Below are 19,654 nucleotides of genomic sequence, written 5' to 3' on the forward strand. Positions count from 1 at the left end.
TATTATATTATTTCTAGATTTAAATATAAAGATGTAATTATGTGAGAAACACAGCAACTCTTTAGGTATTAGTCAGTGTAAAATTATTAAGTCACGTTTTAATGAATAGGAGAAAATATTTGTAGGAGAACTATCTTATATAATTTACTGCATTTAATTTTCTTTTAGGAGCAATTATTTCTTTGTCTATGGACTTGTACCCCAGAGCTACTCCATAATAGGGCTCATATCCTTCTGGAATACCGAGTTTCCTAGCTTCGTCTTCTAATTTTAAGAAAAATGTTATGAGGCCGATCCAAACAGAACCAATATTTAAGCTTTCTGCCGATAGAAGCATATTTTGTATTGCTGCGGAGCAATCTACTTTTGGAGAGAGTGCACTTTTATTGCCAGATACAATTATTAGGGTAGGAGCGTCATATGTTAGATTTACTTTTGGATTTAAACCCATGTTTTTAATCCAACTAATTTCAGATTCAGCCATTAACTCTTTAGATTTATCATTAATATGTTTAATTATTTCTTTGTTTTGAATAACAGTAAAATGCCATGGCTGGTCATTGTGACCAGAAGGTGCATAAATACCGGATTCAATAATTAAATCTAAATCTCCTTGTTTTATTTGTGTAGGTAAATATTTTCTTACACTTCTTCTATTTCGTATAACTTTTAATACTTCATTCATATAATTTCTTCCTTCCTTTTTAGTTTTATTATCACATATACTTATTATTTTTTTATTCTGTCTAAAATAATAGCATTAATAGAATTATCATAAAAGTACGCACAAGTTTGATATGTAATATCAAAAATGATACTATTAAGGTAATTAAATACAAATGGATTATAATGAAAATGTGTTAGGAGAAAAATTTATGTCCAAAGCAATCGATTTAGAGTCAGAGTGTCCTATGAATCTAACTATAAATATACTTAGCGGAAAGTGGAAATTAGCAATTTTATGGCATTTGTCAAAAGGAGCTATTAGATTTAATGAATTACAAAGATTGTTAGCTAATATTACTCAAAAAACATTGACTATGCAGTTAAAGGAGTTAGAAAGGGATGGAATAATTTATAGAGAAGTTTATCCAGAATCACCGCCAAAAGTAGAGTATGGACTTACAAGTATTGGAGAAAGTATGCAGCCTATTCTAAGTGCAATGTGTGAATGGGGAAAAGATTATAAAAAAAGGGATGGTCATTTATGAGAATTTTAATTGGACAACCAATCCATGAAAGCGGAGTTAAACAACTTGAAAGAGAAATACAAAATAATAAAGGAATCGATATTGTATTATATCCTGAGGGGTATTTAACCAATGAAAAAGCTTTAGATGATGCTTGTAAAATTTCTAGAGATTATAATATTACAATTATTACATCATATAGACATGAAAATAGGGATAGAGCTGTAATAATAAGTAATAAAGGTGAGAAGGTTTTAGAAAGAGCTAAGACTCCACCAGCTGAGGAGGAAAAGTTATATAGACCTTTAGCAATTGAATATAATGAAATAACAATTGGATATTTATTATGCATGGAAATTCTAAAGGGTGCTCGAGATTTAAAAGAAGTAAATATAAAAATTAACTTTATTGCACATCCAATTGGGGTAGGAATGTTTAGTGATGAGCAATTTGAAGAGTGGATAAGTGAGGCCAAAAAGATTGCTAAGACCTATAATACAATTATAGTTGGAACAAGTCATGCAGACGGTTCTTATAGAAATTGCGGAATATCTATCCCTATTTCGTATTACATTGATAGCAATGGAGAACCTATATTCATATCTAAATCAGATACAAGAACTAGGCTTGTGGACCTAAATACAGGAGTGGTTGAGTTCACAAGAAATCTATAATTGGCGTTCGGTATTTTATATTATGCTTAATTGGTGTATCAATAGCCATTTAAATCAAATGAGAATTTTATATTAACTAATAAATATAAGATAAAGGTTGGTTATTATTATTTATGTACCTTTACTAAGCTTATAAGAATTAATTTTTAAGGAGGTGAAAATTATATGCTAAGAAGAATTATGTTAAGAAATAGTCTGGAGCAAGCTTTATCCCATGCAGAGTAAGGCGTAGTAATACTATTTCTGTATGGGAGTAACAAAATTACTATCTGCTAAGTACTCTGCACTTTGTTTATAAGAGAGTAAACAGGGAGTGTGGATTTTATGAAATATTTAAATGCAGCAGAAGTATTACCTGAAGATTTGCTAATGGAAATTCAAAAGCATATTAAGGGTGAGTTTTTATATATACCAAGTGATGATGATCATATAAGATGGGGAGAAAAAAATGGTTCAAGAAGTTATTTTGAAAATAGAAATAGACAAATGAAGCAGGAATATAAAAATGGCTTAAGTATAGAAGAAATCTCTCATAATTATGGATTAGCATTTGATACGGTACGTAAAATTGTATATAAAAAATTAGAAGTTTAGGGCTTGAAGATTTCAGGCCCTTTTTTGCATAGGTATAGAATGATTATAGATAAAGTTGGAATATACGAAGTATTTATATAGATATATAATAAACTCAAAGGGGGGATATTTATGTCAATACAATTTAGAAATTATACAAAACAAGCAGGTATTACAGAAGATTATCATAAAGTCAGGAATTTTTTTATAAGATTAGGTTATGTAGAATTTACATATACACGATGGGATTGGATGACGACTCATGGATATTTGGATAGATCTGCCGTAGGTAAAACTGGTTTATGGGAAGATGAAGGTAAGATTGTAGGAGTAGCAACCTTTGATTGTCAATTAGGAGAAGCATTTTGTCTAGCTTTACCTGAATATGCTTTCTTGAAGAAAGAAATGCTCATTTATGCAAAAGACAATCTTTCTAAGGATGGAAAATTCGGTGTTGTTATTGCGGATACTGATTTGAGATTTCAAGATATTGCTGCGGATTTAGGGTTTAAAGCCACTGAGGAGAAAGAAAATGATGCAATTTTTTATGTAGATAAAACCTCAACCAAATATAATTTACCAGATGGATTTTATATTACTACCATGAAAGAAACTTTTGATTTATATCAATATTTACGAGTATTATGGAAAGGCTTTAATCATGAGTTAAATGGTGAAGGAGAATTTCAATTTACAAAAGAAAAAGAAATTTTAAGTAATGCAGAGATGCTTCGACCTAATGTTGACTTAAATTTAAAGGTGGCAGCTGTTGCTCCAGATGGGAATTTCGCAGCATACTGTGGAATGTGGTATGATCCTCAAGCAGGTTATGCAGTAATAGAACCTGTTGCAACAGATCCCAAATATCGAAAGATGGGACTTGGAAGAGCAGTAGTTTTAGAAGGAATTAGTCGCGTTGGAGAGCTTGGTGCAAAGACAGCTTTAGTAGGTTCTATGCAGCAGTTTTATTACAGTATCGGATTACGTCCTTATAAAACTGCAACCATATGGAGGGAAAAATAATAATTTAATTAAAAAAGTAACTTTTAGGTTTTTGGTGTTGTGAAAAGTTATAAAAAGGGCTAGTACAAGCAAATAATGATGTTTGTACTAGCCCTTTTCTTTTGATGTTGATAATAAAATAGTTGACTAATCACACTAATAAAGTTAATATAATAGTATAAAATAAAGTATTATAAAATATAATTTTATAAAATTAATTATTAATTTTAGGACAACTTGTTGGAATTTTAATAAATTATATATTATGAGAAAATATATGAATAACTATTTGGAGAGGTGTTGGTAAAATGAAAGATATTATTATAGTTGGAGGAGGGCCAGCAGCCCTTACAGCAGCATTATACGCAGGCAGAGCAGGATTAGATGCATTAATGCTTGAAAAACAATATGAAGGCGGCCAGATTGTTACTACAAACGAAGTAGAAAATTATCCTGGTTTTCGTAGCATAACAGGTCCAGAACTTGCAAATACTATGTATGAACATGCAAAAGATTTCGGAAGTAATATGAAGTATGAGGAAGTAATAGATATAAAAATTGATGGAGATATAAAAAAAGTCATAACTGGTGCTCAAACTTATGAAAGTAAGGTTGTAATTTTATCAATGGGTGCACAGCCAAAAAAAATAGGAATTGATAGAGAAGAAGAACTTACAGGGAAAGGTGTATCATACTGTGCTACTTGTGATGGAGGCTTTTATAGAAAAAAAGTAGTAGCTGTTATAGGAGGAGGAGATACAGCAGTAGAAGATGCACTTCATCTTTCAAGACTTGCTGAAAAGGTGTATGTAATTATTAGAAAAGATTCGCTTAGAGCAAATAAATCTGCTCAAAAAAAGTTATTTGAAACAAATAATGTAGAAATAATTTTTAATAGCGTGGTTACAAAACTCAAGGGCGAAGAAAGATTGAATAGTATAGAAATTACAAATAATAATGGCCAGGTAGCAGATTTGGAAGTTAATGGAGTTTTTGTGGCAATTGGAAGTGATCCTTCTACAGAATTAGTTAAAGATTTAGTAGCTTTAGATAAAAATGGTTATATTATTGCAGATGAAAGCTGCAAAACAAACGTAGAAGGGATCTTTGCAATCGGAGATATTCGAACAAAAGAAGTTAGGCAGGTACTTACAGCAGCTGCTGATGGAGCAGTCAGCATCTATGGGGCTGAAAAGTATTTAATAAACCACTAAAAACAATAGGTAAAAATATACTATTAATGAATTAGGAGGAATGTAATCATGAAAGTTAAATTTCAAGGAAATGAAATATCATTAGAGGGAAGAGAAATAAAAGTTGGTGATACTGCACCAGATTTTATTGCAACAGATAATGGTCTAAATGCCATTAATTCCAAGGATTTTACAGGAAAGAGAGCATATGTAAGTGTACCATCTATAGATACACCAGTGTGCGATTTAGAAGTAAGAAAGTTTAATGAGGAGGCTGCGAAGCTAAATGATGTAAAGATCTATGTAATATCAATGGATTTACCATTTGCACAAGGAAGGTGGTGTGGTAATGAGGGGATTAATGCAGTACAAACATTATCTGATTATAAGGATAGAAGCTTTGGTAAAGAATTCGGAACTTACATTAAGGAACTTGGTCTTTTAACAAGAGCAGTATTTGTAGTTGATGAAAATAACAAGATAACTCATGTTGAATATTGCGAAGAAGTAACATCAGAACCAAACTATGAAGCTGCTTTAAACTCATTAAAATAAAGATATATTTAGTTGAATTAATCAATGAGTGTGTGGCTGTTATCTTTTTTGTTAAAAAAAATCACTAATATAAAAATTACTGCATAATTGTGTTCAATATTAGATATAATCACAAGAAAATCATAATAATTATAAAATAATATTACGATATTATGCCAATCTTAACAAGATAATCTATTATTAATCTTTTTTTATGATTGACAGCGTTTTAGTAAATACTGTATAGTATATTATGAGTTTATATTTGTAAACTATATTTGTAGTTTACAATACAGTGCCGGAGGGAGGGATAAAAGTATGTCAGAAATTAAGGTTGGAGAAAATGAATCTCTAGAGCAAGCATTAAGAAGATTTAAGAAAAAATGTTCAATATCTGGAATCCTTTCAGAGGCAAAAAAGAGACAACACTATGAAAAGCCAAGTGTAAAGAGAAAGAAAAAGTCAGAAGAAGCTAGAAAAAGAAAATTTAAATAGCAACTTCAACACTTTGTGTCTCAGCAGTATCCATGGGGGAAACAAAAACTTGCGGAAGTAAGTTACTAAATTTTAAGAAATTAAAAATTTTAGCCTAAAGTTGAAAGTATTTTTAAATAATTTTCTACTTTAGGCTCTTTTATTATTTTTCGCTACTTGAACATGTAGTGTTTCAGAAGTCCCCCAGGGTCCTTGCGAAGTAGAAATATAACTAGATTATTAGAATTAGGGAAAGACGAAATTTGATAATGTAGAATATATAAGAAAAAAATAAATTAAAGATGAGGAACTATAGGGTGAAATTACAATTTGATGCCGAAGGTAAAGTGAATTACGATAAAATTAACAAAAGTACAACAGTTAAAGATATATTAGATTCAGTTGATATATTTTTAAATAATAATCCTCTTGATTGTAGTGGTTGCGAGGAGAGTTGCTGCAAAAAATCTTGGTCAGTAGAAATGGATAATATCTGTGTAAATAAATTGAGTAATTGGAACGATGAGGAAGCTTTAAATTTTGTACAGGATAAGTTAATTAAAAAGACAAATTATTATAGAGAGTTTGATCAGTATGTATTAAATAAGAAAAAAGACTGCAATTTTATAACAGAAACAAACCTATGCACTATCTATGCGGATAGGCCAATAATATGTAGGCTTTATATTTGTAGTCCAAGAAGTTATAGATATAATGTGATTAGAGAGCTGATAGGAAGTACATATTTACAAGCGCTTGTATATGAAGATGAGATCAGACACAATAATTTGACAAGTAAAACTATTAATGAGTACAAAAGAAATCCAGCAGTTTTTGTTAAAGAGTACGATATACTTTTGGAAGAAATATTTGATTATGCAGAATATGAAGGTTGGCTTGATCTTGATGAAAGAGAAGAATTGTACAAAGAATACAATTAGTGTATTATTCCAATATCAAAAATATTTTAAAAGAAGAGAAAGTAAATATAAAAATGTAACTTTAGTGGTAAATAATTGAATAGAGGTATACAATAGTAATATACATAAAAAATAAAGTTAAAGGGATGATTGAAATGGAATATCTATATTCAATATCAACAGTATTAAGTTACACATTTTTAGTATTACTTTTTATTCGAGTGCTAATAAATAAGAAAAGTATAGACTTTAAAAGTAATAAAATTGAATGGCAGGTACTTGCAAGTTTAATCACTTTAAGTATTGTACCAATGATGAATACATTTTTGACTGTTTCAATTATTTATATCTCAATATTAATGAAACATGATGACTTTATAAAGCTTATGAACAATGAATTTTAAATAGAGTTAGGTCTTTTTATTGTATGCTGGCCTAATTTATTTCATATGCTTAAAATAGGTTATGTAATCGTTAATGTTATTCTTGTTTCGAAGACAATTAAAGTAAACCCTTGAGATAAACTTACTCAAGGGTTTTTCAGATTTAAAATATATATTTATTAAATATTTTGGGGCTTTTCGATGGAAGTATTTTTTTCTTGTTTATTTGTTTCAGGTTCTTTAGCATAAATAGCAGCGTCTTTATTAACTTCCACTGATTCTTTAGGATTAGTTGTTGGATTTATTATTGACGCATTAGTGCTAGCCATATTAGCTAAAATCATACTCAAAATTCCTTCCATAGCATTAGGTGTTTTTCCGTCAGCGCCGCCCATAATTACTGTTTGTGGAACAAGAGGAGATTTACTTATCTTTAGAGCCTCTGCAAAAGCAGTTAATACGCTTTGTTGTACTTGTAATTCTGGTCCACCATAAGCATCAACTAGGGCTTTAGCAGCAGTACCTTTTGCAAGACCTACCTTTGTTTCCTGCTCAGCATTCGCTTCAGCAACAGCTTTGATATTTAGGGCTTGTGCTGCACCGACTTTTTCAAGCTTGAAGGCTTCAGCGCTAGCTTGTAATTCAACCTGCTTAGCATTAGCAGCAGCATTAAGCTCAGTAGCTTTTGCATTAGCAGCAGCTTCAGCTTCTTTTGTATATCTTAAAGCATCAGCTTCTTGGGTTCTCTTGTATTTATCAGCCTCAGCAAGCTTTTGAGTTTTTAATGCTAATTGTTCAGCAAGTTTTAATTCAGACTTACCTTTGTTGTCAGCAACTTCAATATCGATACTTGATTGAGTAAGAGCTGCCTGAGCTGCACTTTTAGCAACTGCTTCATTAAGTTCTCTTTGTTTTTCTGCCGATTTTTGTTTTGCTTCGTTAGTCTTAATTTCTTCTAAAGCAACCTGTCTGTCTCTAAGCTGTGCAAGGATAAGTTCAATTCTCTTATCTGTTGATGAAGCAGCAGGAGTACCAATTAATACTTCTTGTAATTCTAAGTCATATAATTTAAATTTATCTTTCATTTCACTTGAAGCCTGGTCTTGAATAGAACTTCTATCTTGAATCAATTCAATTAAGGTTTTAGTTTGTCCAATATTTTTAAAGTAACCTGCTATCATAGGATCAAGTGATTGTTCAATAAGTAATTTAATGTCACCAAATCTTTGGATTACTGAAGAAGCTTTTCTATAATCAATATTAAATACTACAGTAAGTGGAAGATTAGGCTCAAAAGCATCTTTAGTTATAAGATTAATTTCTTTTAGGTTATCATCTAATTTATGATCTCCAACCTGACCGCTGATCCATTTTAATATGACATTGGTAGTAGGAACGGGAATAATCTTACCTGCATAAGTATTGAAAGGATACTTACCTGGCATCATGCATTCTCTCCAAATACCTTTTTTACCTTGTTCAACAAGCTCTCCATGAGAGTAGTCAGATCCGGATACATCTTCACCTTTTTCACCAAAATAACTTACAACAACACCAACATAACCAATATCTATAATGCTTTTTGGAACTATGTCAACATTTGCAAATAACCTATTAATAAAGTATACACCATCAGTTAATACTTGCATCTGCTTACCTTTTCTACCGCCAGCAGCTAAGAATTTTTCAGGTTCTTGGAAGTTACTGTGATAATATTCATTAGTAATACCATCGCCAACTATTGGAGCAATTATAGCTCCATTATCTGGAGTAGGGCCCTCATTAACAGTTACTATTCCTATTGTGTCTTTAGTTTTAATATTGTTTCCAAATTCATCTTGCTCAAGATTTTTTGAACTTGAGATAACTACAGGAAGGAAGCCGCTGACTCTAAGTAAATCACTTCTCATAGTTTCTATTTGTTCTGATTCGGCTTTTGAAGTAAATATTGAATGAACTTTATCCTTTGTGATTATGATAAATTGAGCTAAATTAAATGCATAGGTACCTTCACGGAGAAGCTGCCTTTGAGGACCTTTTTGTCCACCATTATTTAAAAAAGCAACTACATCTTGAAAGGCCTTACACTCAGGAATAACTCTTCCTAGGGTTTGTCCGTCAGCAAGGCTTTCTCCTGATCTAGCAAATACATAACCTACTTGCCCTTGTGGTATAGTTACAAGTCGTACCTTTTTTACTTTATACTTAAAAGGTGTTTTAAAATGCACGCCTGCTCTAAGTACGTATGGCTGGTAACCAGCTTCACCTTTTAAGGCAATTAAACCATCGGCTGGTACAGATCCTTTTAAGCTCCACCATTTTTCTACTATACCTACTTCATCTGTTCCGATACTTGTGAATCCTATGCCATAAAGTAATATAAATAGCCCTACGATTCCAATACCTACATAAATTAAAAGGGATATTGTTTCTGAATTCATAAAATTTCCTCCATAATTAATTGTATTTTTTTATATTTATTTATTTAATTGCTATAGATGATAATATATTCCATTAATGATTAATTGTAAATGTCCAAATTAGTCAAATTTCTTCATTAGATTTATTACAGCATCTAATTAGAATAAACTAACCTTAATTCTCTTTTCCAATATCGCTCAATCGCACTAATGCTATCTACGTTATATTCACTTTTAAAGAATATTTCAGTGTTTAGTGATTTATGAGTACTTTATATTGATTTAACTCTTAGAAATTTGATTTATTAAATTTTTTTAATGTTATGTTTGTATAGGCTGGCAACTTCAGTTATTTGGATGATGTAGGCATAGCCATGGGAATAAGATGTTACATGAACATAAAGTTAATCATAGTTAATTTTATAGGGAAGAGGATAAACAATTATATAATTATGTGGTAAAATATATAAGATATGTATATAGGAGGAGTTTGGTGGATGATAAGAAATAAGACACGTTTAAGTGTACTCAGTTCATTAATTGTGGCAGGCAGCATTTTATTTGGAGGCGTTAATGTAAGTGCAGCAACACTAGATCAGAGCAATAAAGTTAATAATAAAGCTTATGTAAATAATCCAGAAGTTCAAATTGATTTAAAATTAAGATTGACTCCTGACCTAAATGGCGAAGTTGAAGGGAATTTATATAATTATGAAAATGTTCAAATTTTAGATACAGTGACGACTAATGGTACTGTATGGGATAAAATTATGTATAATAATAGTAGTTTATATGTAAGTGATGCATACATTAAGCATTATACTGCGCCAACAGATGATGTAGTTAATATTGCAAGAAATATTAGTAAGCAGTTTGAAGTTGGTAACTTAGATCAAATTGCAGGAAATTTTGATGGACAAGGTTTATCTTTAGGATATTTTCAATGGTGTATAGGTCAAGGTACGTTACAGCCTATCCTTAATAGAATGGATAGGGAATATAATGATGAAATGAAAAGCATTTTTGGAACTAACTATAATAGCATTCATAACATGATAGTTGATACAACAGAAAATCAACTTGCATGGGCCAGAACTATTAATGATTCTACAAATAAAATTACACAGCCTTGGTATTCACAGTTTGTTAGTTTATGCAATAATCAGCACTTTATAAATATTGAATTAGATGCTGAAGCGTATAAAGTTTCACAAGCAATGATTATTTGTGATAAGTATAATTTAAAATCAGTAAGGGGATTTGCTCTTGCTTTTGATATAGCTGTACAAAATGGAAGCATAAGCTCAGAGGCTGCTAAAATTATTGATACTGCTCTTGCACAAAAGGCTGGTATGATTGAAAAAGATCTGTTAAAGGTAATTGCAAACGCTGTAGCAGATACTTCCATTAATAATCCTGACGATATCCGATCAAGAAAAATTTCTATAGTTAATGGAACAGGAAAAGTTCACGGACTTATGCTTGATCTAGATAGGAATTATGGATTAAGCGATAGTTACTGGAGATAAATAGCGTATAAAACATAAAGATATAGCCTCTGCTTTTGTGAAGTAGAGGCTATATGTTCTAAAATTATTCAGCTGAAATTGCACCAAAACCACAAGAGCTTAGGCAAGTTCCACAATCTACACAAACACTAGCATCAATTGCGTAGCTCCCACTTTGCATGCTTATACAAGATGTAGGACAATCACTTTTGCAAGCACCACATGCTTGACATTCATCAGAATTAATAACATAAGCCATAGTTAATACCTCCTTAATAATTATTTTTACAAAATCAAAGTAGCATACTAAATTATGCCTTCATTTTTATAAAAACTGATAAATAAAAAGAGGCACACAATGAATAATTCGCATTGTGTACCTCTTCGTACTTTATAATTTTATTATAGGCATGTATGACTTATATGTCAATTAATCCTGCTATGAATTATTGGATAAAATCTGAAGAACTTCATTGATATCTGGCAGTTGTTCTGATGGATAAACTTTGACCCATTGTATTTTACCACTTTCATTAATAATGATGTTGGCTCGCTTTGACATTCCTTTAGTATCATCAAATATTCCATAGTCACGAGCTATTTTGCCGTGAGGCCAAAAATCAGATGGAAGACTAACATTCTTAATCTGCAGTAACGTTGCCCATGCTTCTTTACAAGGCTGAGGATCTACACTAAATCCTAGGGGAACGGTGTTGAGACCTTGAAAGTTTTGAAAATTAGTTTCCAATGAGCGCATTTGATCAGTGCAGACTGGAGTCCAAGCTATAGGATGCCAGGAAAGAAGTACTTTTTTTCCTTTGTAATCAGATAAAGATATATTTTGCTTATTATTATCTTTTGCAGTAAAGTCTGGCGCATCTGTGCCTATTGAAATTGGAGTCATTATAATCTTCCTTTCATCTTTTATTTTTTCATCTATTTATATAGAGTCCCCTATACTAAAATTTTTATGAAAATTAAAGAAAAATTGTATAATACAAAGCTTCCATGACATGTATCTTGGTTTAAAAAAAGAGACTAGTTACAAAATTATAATTAAGTAACTAGTCTCTTTAACTGTATATAATTATTAATTTGAAAATTCTTGAGATCCCATATATTTTCCGTTTCCGTAGATTACACCTATACCAACTTTATTATATGAAGCATTCATCATATTAGCTCTGTGACCTGGTGAATTCCACCATTGATTAAATAATTCAACTGGATCACTAGTATTGTATGCAATATTTTCTCCTGTTGTAGTATATTTGTATCCTATATCTTGTAACCAGTTTGTCCACTTAGTTCCATCTGGATTTGTGTGGTCAAAGAAGTTATTTTGTATCATGTCATTACTTTTATATCTTGCTACTTGTACTAATGTATTATCCATAGTAAGAGGTTGAAGACCAGCTTCTGTTCTTTTTGCATTCATTAATTCAAGAATTTTTTGTTCAGCTGAAGCCTGTACCGTTATTGAATATTTTGTTGGCAATTTAGGTAACCCCTGCACATCAACTGAATTCGTATTTGAAGAAGCATCAGTAGTAGTTTTATCATTTTTAATATTATTTGTCTTATCAATGTTATCTAAATTGGCTGTATTATTAGTAACTTTTTCTATGTTTTGTGTACTTCCAGAATTCGCAGTTGTTTCTTGATTATTTGTTGAAGTACTAACTGTAGATGTTTTATTATTATCTTTAACTATGTTATTATTTGAATCAAAAACTTTATCAACAACTGGTGTTTTCTCGTTAGAAAGTTGTCCGTTTGAAGTAGTTGTATAAGTTTCGTTATTTACTATGGTTTTTCCTATTTTCATTATACCTAATTGGCTTAACAAATCAGTTTGTCCATTAACATTGGTAACTCCTGTTTGCATTGTACCTGTATTATAAAAGTTATACAATTTGCCGTCATTCATTATTAAACCTTTATTTAAAATGTTATTTAAAATCGTATTATAATAAGTATTAGCATTTGAATCAAAAGTTGCTGCAGATACTCCTAATGATGAGAAACTACCAATAGTTGTAGCTGCGATAACTGCTGTTATTATTTTTCTTAAAGAATTCTTCATCATAAGTTTTTCTCCTTCTATATGTTTTATTTGCCTCCTTGAATTTCAAATAAACAATAAACATTTTTTGAATGTTTGCTGTTTTCAAGTGAGGTCATGTGTCTATACTAACATTTTTACGACAACATTCAAGACGAAAATCTTCTGCTAAAGTCTTTTAAATGAAATAGGCACAAAATCTCTTGAGTATGGTATTATATGTTGCCTAATGCACCACGATATCATCAAGAAGCTTTCAATGCAAAGGATAGACCCCATTAATATTTTAAAATAGTTATATAAAAAACTAATATCAGCTATTAGGAAAGGTGAAGAGAAAACTTTTATTTAGATAATTATTCCTATAAAAATCAGGATAAAGAGTGAAAGGATAAGCTAAGAATAAATATTTGCTAACATCCCCTAAATATAAGTAACTAAGTTTATGTTTCTGACATAATATAACAATATATTAACTTATATAGGTGAAATACATGATTAACTTAATATTAACACCACTTCATTATATTTATCTTATCTTTATCATCATATTAATTTTTGCGATGGTTAAGAAGAAAGATATATCGCTGTTATGTATAATAGGTATTTTCATTCTAGGATTAGCAGGGACAGGTTCCATGTATAAATCCGTCATGGGAGTATTTAATAGTTTTATATATGCAACGAAGGAGCTTATACCTACTATTTTTATTATCTCTATTATCAGTGCTATGAGTAACACGTTAATGGATTCAGGAATAAATGATGAAATGGTTTCTCCTTTCAAAGGAATTATTAAAAACTATTGGATAGCTTATTGGGTTATCGGAATTGTAATGATGATTTTATCATGGTTCTTCTGGCCATCACCAGCAGTAGCGCTTATAGGAGCATTATTTTTACCAATAGCTAAAAAAGCAGGGCTTCCAGCTATGGGGGTAGCTATTTCAATGAACTTATTTGGACATGGTATAGCTTTATCTAGTGACTATATTATCCAAGCAGCACCTAAACTCACAGCAGATGCGGCAGGTATACCTGTTGCTAATGTTATATCTGCAAGTATTCCACTTGTGATTACAATGGGTATAGTGACAACCACAGCGGCATTTTATTATCTTAGAAAAGACATTAAGGCAGGAGCTATAACTAATGAATATGAAATTGAAGAAACAACAGGAAATTCTGAAGTCTCAATGCTTATTCATTCAAAAAAATTAAGAAGGATTTTAGCTTTATCAATATTAGTTCTTTTTGCTTTAGATATTTTTATTATGTATGTTGCTAAATTGCAAGGAGGCGATGCTACAGCTCTTATAGGTGGTACTGCAATATTTATATTAAGCTTTATTTCAGTAATAATCTATAAGGAGAATTCCTTAGAAAAAGTTACTGATAATCTAGTTAGTGGTCTTCAATTTGGGTTTAAGATTTTTGGTGTTGTTATACCTATAGCTGCCTTCTTTTATTTAGGCGATTCAGCGTTTACTGAGATTTTTGGGAAAATACTACCTGAAGGATCTAATGGTATAGTAAATGATCTAGGAGTTGCACTTGCGAATAATGTACCAATTAACTCGGTTGTTTCAGCTAGCACACTCACAGTTGTTGGTGCAATTACAGGATTGGATGGTTCAGGTTTTTCAGGAATATCTTTAGTTGGATCTATAGCTAAAATATTCTCAACCGCTATAGGTGGAGGCGTAGCAACTCTAACGGCTCTAGGTCAAATAGCAGGAATATGGGTAGGTGGTGGAACCGTAATCCCTTGGGCGCTAATACCTGTAGCAGCTATCTGTCGTGTAGATGCTTTTGAATTAGCAAAGAAAAACCTTAAGCCAGTAGTTATAGGTTTAGTAGTTACGACCATAGTGGCAATGTTTATCATTTAGAAATAGGGACGACTAATTTATAAGTGAGCTTATTTCTTAATTAGACCAGAGTTTAAAAATAATCTCTGGTCTTATTTTATTTATGAGATTATAGAATAGAATAATAACATATATTTGTGAACCTATATCTTTTATTAATTAAGCAGAAAACAATCCATATCATGATCAATAGTATTATTTTTTCAAATTAGTACAAAATTTTACATGAGAGTGGTATAATTTATTTTGAATAATATAATCAAATTTTAAACAATGATGTCGATAATAATATATGAATATATGTTTAGTTTTTAATTGAACTATAAATTAACACTATTTTAGAAATTAAACATAATAATATTTAATTTTTTAATTATGAGAGGGTGAGTAAGATTGCTGAAAAAGTTAGAATCATACAAAAGAAGAAATAATGAAATAGTAGAGAGAGATTTAGAATTTTATCTAAATAATGATTATAAGATATATCCGTATTATGAAGCACTAAGAATATCAATTATATACGGAATTATCGGAGCATTATGGATTCTGCTATCTGATAGATTGCTTGGAAAATTCATCACCAATATGGATATTTATATAGAGGTAGCAACATATAAAGGATGGCTGTATGTTTTAATAACCACGATATTAATCTACTTATTGGTTTTAAAGAGGGTTATTTTGGTAGAAAAAACGTTAAAAACAATAGCTAGCAATTTTGAAGCACTAAGTGCTAATAATGAAGAACTAATAGCATTGGAAGATGAACTAAGAAAAAAGTTTGAAGAATTAGAAAAACAAAATGATGCACTTCTTATAAGCGAGCAGAGATATGAATTAGCTGTTGAAGGTGCAGATTGTTGTATTTGGGATTGGGAAGTGGAAAAAGATAAATATTATTTTTGTGTGAACTGGAAAAGTTATCTTGGATACGAGAATGATGAAGTGGAGAATACTTTACAGGGATGGATAAATTTAATTCATAAGGAAGACAAAATTAATGTTGTTTCTGAAATAAATGACTATATTTTATCTGATTCTAGTTCGTACGAAAGTATATACAGGATGGTATGCAAAAATGGAGAAGAAAAGTGGGTATTAAGCAAAGCTAAAGCAATAAGAAATTCTGATGGTAAAATTGTTAGAATGGCTGGTTCTCACACAGATATTACAGAACAAAAATTAATACAAAATCAACTTAATTCTTTAGCTTATAAAGATATGTTAACAGAATTGCCTAATAGACTTTCGTTTGAGCTAAAAGTAAATGAGTTAATTAACACTGATAAAAATAATGACTCGAATACAAAATTTGCCTTACTTTATATGGATATAGATAATTTTAAGCATGTAAATGATACGTTGGGACATACTTCTGGAGATTTACTTTTAAAATATATTTCCAATATATTAAAATATCAAGTAAAAGCACCTGATTTTGTTGCGAGATTAGGTGGAGATGAATTTGCAATTATTTTTGAAGACATAAAAAATAGGCAGGAAATAATTGATAAAGTTCAGAAATTAATAAAATATTTAAGAAGACCATGGGTGATTGATAAACAAGAGTTTTTTATTTCTCATAGTATAGGAATTGCAATTTATCCAGAAGATGGCGATAATCTGTCTACATTACTTAAAAATTCTGATGTGGCAATGTATTTTGTAAAGAAAAATATGAAAGATAATTATTGTTTTTATCTGCAAGAAATTCAAGAAGAGAATTCCAAAAAAATAAAAATGATTAATGATTTAAGACGTGCAATAGAAAATAAAGAATTTAATCTTTTTTATCAACCCATAATTGATTTAAATAGTGAAAAAATCATAGGAGTAGAAGCATTAATAAGGTGGTTTCACCCAATAAGGGGGATGATTCCACCAATGGAATTTATACCGTTAGCTGAGGAAAATGGATTGATACATGATATTGAAAGTTGGATATTAGAAACAGCATTAATGCAGAAAAAGCAATGGGAAGATATGGGGTATGCTGATTTAAAAATGTCCATAAATATCTCAGGCAAAAGTGTTACAAGAGAGGGATTCATAAATGAAGTTAAAGATTTTCTATCAAGAGTAAAAATTAAAAATGATAATATTCAATTTGAGGTAACTGAAACAGCACTTATGAATGATTTAAATACATCTATAAAAGTCCTAAGAGAAATAAAAGATATGAATATAAAAATAGCATTAGATGATTTTGGTACAGGATATTCTTCACTAACATATATTAAGAAGTTACCAATAGATGTTGTTAAACTTGATAAAGATTTTATTAAGAACATATCAAAAATAGAAGAGGAAGAAGTAATTGTAGATTATGTGATAAAACTTACTCACCAATTAAATTTGAAAATTGTTGCAGAAGGTATTGAAACAAAGGAACACTTGGAATTTTTGAAATTAAATGGTTGCGATTATGGACAAGGGTATTTCTTTAGTAAACCTATTACTAAAGAGGAAATTGAGAAATTACTGAATATTGGATAGGACTTATTTAACGATATTAAGGTGATAAATTACATAAAGAAATGTGCAAAAAAAAATAGATGGCCAGCCATCTATTTTTTAAGTTTAAGCGGTATTTTAATTAATTGTAACATTTTATAAATTGATAGAGTATAATTTGTAGTGTTATCTAGCATTTGGATAATTAACAAAATAAATCTTGATAATGCTTAGAATTTTTCATATGATTTATGTAATTAACGATAACATAAGTTAAAATTACAAATGTCTTTAGGAGGAAGTTTAATGGCTGGTACTAAAAATTTAACACAAGGCAATCCTGCCAAATTAATATTATTATTTACTGTTCCATTATTAATTGGTAATATATTTCAACAATTTTATAATATAGCTGATACATTTATTGTTGGACGTACTATAGGTATTAACGCTTTAGCTGCTGTAGGTTGTACAGGCGGTATCATGTTTTTGATTTTAGGCTTTGCTCAAGGTTTAACAGGTGGACTTTCCATTATTACGGCCCAGAAATTTGGAGCAGGTGATAAAAAAGCAATTAAAGAAAGTTATTTTACAGGTATAATCATTAGTATGATAGTAACTATAGTTCTTACTATAATAAGTACAATTTTTGCTAGGGATATATTAGAAGCCTTAAATACACCAGCAGAGATTATAGATGATGCATATAATTTTATGTTTATAATATTTCTTGGAATAATAGCTTCAATGTTTTTTAATTTCTTTTCAAATGTTATAAGAGCTTTGGGAGATAGTAGAACACCACTTATATATTTAGTAGTAGCATGTATTTTAAATATAATTTTAGAGTTTGGTTTTATTTTAATCTTTAAGATGGGGGTAAGAGGAGCAGCGCTAGCAACCGTTTTAGCACAAGGAGTTTCAGCTTTATTATGTATATGGTACATAAAAAGATATTTACCAATACTTAAATTAACAAAAAGCGATTTGAAAATATCAAAGAGTGTTTTTATAGAACATTTAAAAATCTCTCTGCCAATGGCATTTCAATTGTCTATAATAGCAATTGGCACTCTTGTAGTGCAATTTGCACTTAATAGTCTTGGTGCTGTTTCTGTTGCTGCTTATACAGCGGCTCAAAAAATTGATACTATTGCAGTTCAGCCAATGATTTCTATAGGTATCACAATGGCTACCTATACAGCTCAAAATTATGGTGCAAAAAAATATGACAGAATAAAAGAAGGAGTAAGAAAGTGTGTTCTTATATCAGTAGTTTTCAGTGTTATTGTAGCAATTATTAATATATTCGCAGGACAATATCTAACAGCAATTTTCGTTGGATTTGATCAAAAGGAAGTTATATCCTTATCACAAATATATTTAACTTCCAATGGAATATTTTATTTTGTGCTTTCAATGCTTTTTATATACAGGAACACTCTTCAAGGCTTAGGTCAAAGCTTTATTCCAACCGTTGCAGGTATTATGGAATTATTAATGAGAACTTTAGCTGCGATAATGTTGTCAAGGACATTTGGATTCTTAGGAGTATCTCTATCAAATCCTTTAGCGTGGTTTGGAGCATGTATCCCACTTGCTTGCGCTTATTATATTTCTATAAATAAAATAGAAAAAGAACAGTTAGAAAAAGAAAATTATTCAGACGAGAATGATATAAATGCATGTAGTTGTGTGAATAAGTAAAAAAGAATAGGAATTATTTATTTTTAACATATTCTCCACAATATAACGTTAGTATATAAATACCATGTTGAAGTTATCTTTAATATGGTATTTTCTGTTGCGAAGAAAAATGAACAATAATAAAATTACTTGTTAAGGAAATGTACAGGTTAATATATTAAATTATAAATAAGTTAAAGCAATCTAAAAGAGTTTTAGGCCATAGTTAATAAGTAAGAAGTACATTTGATTTGGGGTGATAAGGATGAATGATAAATTAGTTTATAGATATGAAAATAGAATTTCAAATTTTTTTATAGGAATGATTTTAGTATTTATTAGTACTGTAAAGATTATGTTTAATAAAAATGAATTAATGAATTTTACAATGAGGATTGGAGTTAATATGATGATGTTTGGAGTAATCTTAGGATTTATTGGTGTAGTTGGGCAATATATTGGCAAAATTCTTAAAGAGAGCAAAGGAAAACAAAGTTATTATAATTAACAATATAAAAAATCATAATGGAATTTGTGTTGTAAAAATATGACAATGTTAATCTATATAAAAGCGATTTAAGATAGTGTAAAGTAAGCTATGAAAAAATAGAAGTAAAAATCAATCTACACTATTAAGTAAAAATGTTTAATTTTACAATTTATCATTTGATTTTGTGTATGACAAAAGACCTCCGTCGCCGAAGGCA

19 protein-coding genes are annotated in these 19,654 nt (G+C 30.1%); 14 read left to right on the forward strand and 5 right to left on the reverse strand.

The window, feature by feature from the left end:
- Positions 1 to 130: 130 nt before the first annotated feature.
- A complete protein-coding gene (locus CLCHR_RS09375; protein ID WP_079439449.1) occupies positions 131 to 685 on the reverse strand; it encodes a nitroreductase family protein in 555 nt (184 codons plus the stop codon).
- Between the two features lie 190 nt (positions 686 to 875).
- Here CLCHR_RS09375 and CLCHR_RS09380 point away from each other — a divergent pair, with 190 nt between their 5' ends.
- From CLCHR_RS09380 to CLCHR_RS09420, 9 genes are all read left to right on the forward strand, one after another.
- Positions 876 to 1,211 (forward strand): winged helix-turn-helix transcriptional regulator, encoded by a 336-nt coding sequence (locus tag CLCHR_RS09380; RefSeq protein WP_079439450.1) that lies wholly within the window; start codon positions 876 to 878, stop codon positions 1,209 to 1,211.
- Positions 1,208 to 1,864 carry a carbon-nitrogen hydrolase family protein gene (locus CLCHR_RS09385; RefSeq protein WP_079439451.1) on the forward strand — a complete coding sequence of 219 codons (657 nt, stop codon included), beginning with the start codon at positions 1,208 to 1,210 and terminating at the stop codon, positions 1,862 to 1,864. The genes CLCHR_RS09380 and CLCHR_RS09385 overlap by 4 nt, the downstream gene beginning before the upstream one ends.
- A gap of 324 nt (positions 1,865 to 2,188) precedes the next feature.
- Positions 2,189 to 2,458 (forward strand): CD3324 family protein, encoded by a 270-nt coding sequence (locus tag CLCHR_RS09390; protein WP_079439452.1) that lies wholly within the window; start codon positions 2,189 to 2,191, stop codon positions 2,456 to 2,458.
- A gap of 111 nt (positions 2,459 to 2,569) precedes the next feature.
- Positions 2,570 to 3,460: a GNAT family N-acetyltransferase gene (locus CLCHR_RS09395; protein ID WP_079439453.1), complete on the forward strand. Its 891-nt coding sequence runs from the start codon at positions 2,570 to 2,572 to the stop codon at positions 3,458 to 3,460.
- 287 nt (positions 3,461 to 3,747) lie between these two features.
- Entirely contained in the window at positions 3,748 to 4,653 is a 906-nt protein-coding gene (gene trxB / locus CLCHR_RS09400; protein ID WP_079439454.1) for a thioredoxin-disulfide reductase, read from the forward strand.
- 48 nt (positions 4,654 to 4,701) lie between these two features.
- Entirely contained in the window at positions 4,702 to 5,187 is a 486-nt protein-coding gene (tpx, locus tag CLCHR_RS09405) for a thiol peroxidase (RefSeq protein WP_079439455.1), read from the forward strand.
- 297 nt (positions 5,188 to 5,484) lie between these two features.
- Positions 5,485 to 5,661, forward strand: coding sequence for a 30S ribosomal protein S21 (rpsU, locus tag CLCHR_RS09410; RefSeq protein WP_079439456.1), 177 nt, complete (start codon positions 5,485 to 5,487; stop codon positions 5,659 to 5,661).
- A 296-nt stretch (positions 5,662 to 5,957) separates the two neighbouring features.
- A complete protein-coding gene (locus CLCHR_RS09415) occupies positions 5,958 to 6,581 on the forward strand; it encodes a YkgJ family cysteine cluster protein (protein WP_207652311.1) in 624 nt (207 codons plus the stop codon).
- 134 nt (positions 6,582 to 6,715) lie between these two features.
- Positions 6,716 to 6,964 carry a hypothetical protein gene (locus CLCHR_RS09420; RefSeq protein WP_079439458.1) on the forward strand — a complete coding sequence of 83 codons (249 nt, stop codon included), beginning with the start codon at positions 6,716 to 6,718 and terminating at the stop codon, positions 6,962 to 6,964.
- A gap of 158 nt (positions 6,965 to 7,122) precedes the next feature.
- Here CLCHR_RS09420 and CLCHR_RS09425 read toward each other — a convergent pair whose 3' ends face one another.
- Positions 7,123 to 9,384: an SPFH domain-containing protein gene (locus CLCHR_RS09425; protein ID WP_079439459.1), complete on the reverse strand. Its 2,262-nt coding sequence runs from the start codon at positions 9,382 to 9,384 to the stop codon at positions 7,123 to 7,125.
- Between the two features lie 476 nt (positions 9,385 to 9,860).
- Here CLCHR_RS09425 and CLCHR_RS09430 point away from each other — a divergent pair, with 476 nt between their 5' ends.
- Positions 9,861 to 10,892, forward strand: coding sequence for a peptidoglycan-binding protein (locus CLCHR_RS09430; RefSeq protein ID WP_079439460.1), 1,032 nt, complete (start codon positions 9,861 to 9,863; stop codon positions 10,890 to 10,892).
- Positions 10,893 to 10,956: 64 nt separating this feature from the next.
- Here CLCHR_RS09430 and CLCHR_RS09435 read toward each other — a convergent pair whose 3' ends face one another.
- The 3 genes from CLCHR_RS09435 to CLCHR_RS09445 all read right to left on the reverse strand — a co-directional run bounded on the left by CLCHR_RS09435 (position 10,957) and on the right by CLCHR_RS09445 (position 12,960).
- The gene (locus CLCHR_RS09435) at positions 10,957 to 11,130 is read right to left on the reverse strand and encodes an indolepyruvate ferredoxin oxidoreductase subunit alpha (RefSeq protein ID WP_079439461.1); all 174 of its coding nucleotides are present in this window, start codon (positions 11,128 to 11,130) and stop codon (positions 10,957 to 10,959) included.
- 180 nt (positions 11,131 to 11,310) lie between these two features.
- On the reverse strand, positions 11,311 to 11,775 hold the full coding sequence (locus CLCHR_RS09440; protein ID WP_079439462.1) for a redoxin domain-containing protein: 465 nt from the start codon (positions 11,773 to 11,775) through the stop codon (positions 11,311 to 11,313).
- 186 nt (positions 11,776 to 11,961) lie between these two features.
- Complete coding sequence (locus CLCHR_RS09445; protein ID WP_079439463.1) at positions 11,962 to 12,960, reverse strand: CAP domain-containing protein; 999 nt, start codon at positions 12,958 to 12,960, stop codon at positions 11,962 to 11,964.
- Positions 12,961 to 13,430: 470 nt separating this feature from the next.
- Between CLCHR_RS09445 and CLCHR_RS09450 the strand changes: the two genes are divergently transcribed.
- The 4 genes from CLCHR_RS09450 (at position 13,431) to CLCHR_RS09465 (ending at position 19,455) form a co-directional block, all read left to right on the forward strand.
- The gene (locus CLCHR_RS09450) at positions 13,431 to 14,828 is read left to right on the forward strand and encodes a hypothetical protein (RefSeq protein ID WP_207652312.1); all 1,398 of its coding nucleotides are present in this window, start codon (positions 13,431 to 13,433) and stop codon (positions 14,826 to 14,828) included.
- A 372-nt stretch (positions 14,829 to 15,200) separates the two neighbouring features.
- Positions 15,201 to 17,303 (forward strand): bifunctional diguanylate cyclase/phosphodiesterase, encoded by a 2,103-nt coding sequence (locus CLCHR_RS09455; protein WP_079439464.1) that lies wholly within the window; start codon positions 15,201 to 15,203, stop codon positions 17,301 to 17,303.
- Between the two features lie 264 nt (positions 17,304 to 17,567).
- On the forward strand, positions 17,568 to 18,968 hold the full coding sequence (locus tag CLCHR_RS09460; protein ID WP_079439465.1) for an MATE family efflux transporter: 1,401 nt from the start codon (positions 17,568 to 17,570) through the stop codon (positions 18,966 to 18,968).
- A 244-nt stretch (positions 18,969 to 19,212) separates the two neighbouring features.
- A complete protein-coding gene (locus tag CLCHR_RS09465; protein WP_079439466.1) occupies positions 19,213 to 19,455 on the forward strand; it encodes a hypothetical protein in 243 nt (80 codons plus the stop codon).
- Positions 19,456 to 19,654: the final 199 nt, after the last annotated feature.

The organism is Clostridium chromiireducens, from assembly GCF_002029255.1.
Taxonomy (GTDB): Bacteria; Bacillota; Clostridia; order Clostridiales; family Clostridiaceae; genus Clostridium; species Clostridium chromiireducens.

What these genes read in the sequence shown, in the direction of transcription:
- CLCHR_RS09425 (WP_079439459.1), bottom strand. Translation starts at nt 9,384, where the DNA reads ATGAATTCAGAAACAATATCCCTTTTAATTTATGTAGGTATTGGAATC.
- CLCHR_RS09450 (WP_207652312.1), top strand. Translation starts at nt 13,431, where the DNA reads ATGATTAACTTAATATTAACACCACTTCATTATATTTATCTTATCTTT.
- CLCHR_RS09440 (WP_079439462.1), bottom strand. Translation starts at nt 11,775, where the DNA reads ATGACTCCAATTTCAATAGGCACAGATGCGCCAGACTTTACTGCAAAA.
- CLCHR_RS09460 (WP_079439465.1), top strand. Translation starts at nt 17,568, where the DNA reads ATGGCTGGTACTAAAAATTTAACACAAGGCAATCCTGCCAAATTAATA.
- CLCHR_RS09420 (WP_079439458.1), top strand. Translation starts at nt 6,716, where the DNA reads ATGGAATATCTATATTCAATATCAACAGTATTAAGTTACACATTTTTA.
- CLCHR_RS09465 (WP_079439466.1), top strand. Translation starts at nt 19,213, where the DNA reads ATGAATGATAAATTAGTTTATAGATATGAAAATAGAATTTCAAATTTT.
- CLCHR_RS09375 (WP_079439449.1), bottom strand. Translation starts at nt 685, where the DNA reads ATGAATGAAGTATTAAAAGTTATACGAAATAGAAGAAGTGTAAGAAAA.
- CLCHR_RS09395 (WP_079439453.1), top strand. Translation starts at nt 2,570, where the DNA reads ATGTCAATACAATTTAGAAATTATACAAAACAAGCAGGTATTACAGAA.
- CLCHR_RS09390 (WP_079439452.1), top strand. Translation starts at nt 2,189, where the DNA reads ATGAAATATTTAAATGCAGCAGAAGTATTACCTGAAGATTTGCTAATG.
- trxB (WP_079439454.1), top strand. Translation starts at nt 3,748, where the DNA reads ATGAAAGATATTATTATAGTTGGAGGAGGGCCAGCAGCCCTTACAGCA.
- tpx (WP_079439455.1), top strand. Translation starts at nt 4,702, where the DNA reads ATGAAAGTTAAATTTCAAGGAAATGAAATATCATTAGAGGGAAGAGAA.
- CLCHR_RS09445 (WP_079439463.1), bottom strand. Translation starts at nt 12,960, where the DNA reads ATGATGAAGAATTCTTTAAGAAAAATAATAACAGCAGTTATCGCAGCT.
- CLCHR_RS09380 (WP_079439450.1), top strand. Translation starts at nt 876, where the DNA reads ATGTCCAAAGCAATCGATTTAGAGTCAGAGTGTCCTATGAATCTAACT.
- CLCHR_RS09385 (WP_079439451.1), top strand. Translation starts at nt 1,208, where the DNA reads ATGAGAATTTTAATTGGACAACCAATCCATGAAAGCGGAGTTAAACAA.
- rpsU (WP_079439456.1), top strand. Translation starts at nt 5,485, where the DNA reads ATGTCAGAAATTAAGGTTGGAGAAAATGAATCTCTAGAGCAAGCATTA.
- CLCHR_RS09430 (WP_079439460.1), top strand. Translation starts at nt 9,861, where the DNA reads ATGATAAGAAATAAGACACGTTTAAGTGTACTCAGTTCATTAATTGTG.
- CLCHR_RS09435 (WP_079439461.1), bottom strand. Translation starts at nt 11,130, where the DNA reads ATGGCTTATGTTATTAATTCTGATGAATGTCAAGCATGTGGTGCTTGC.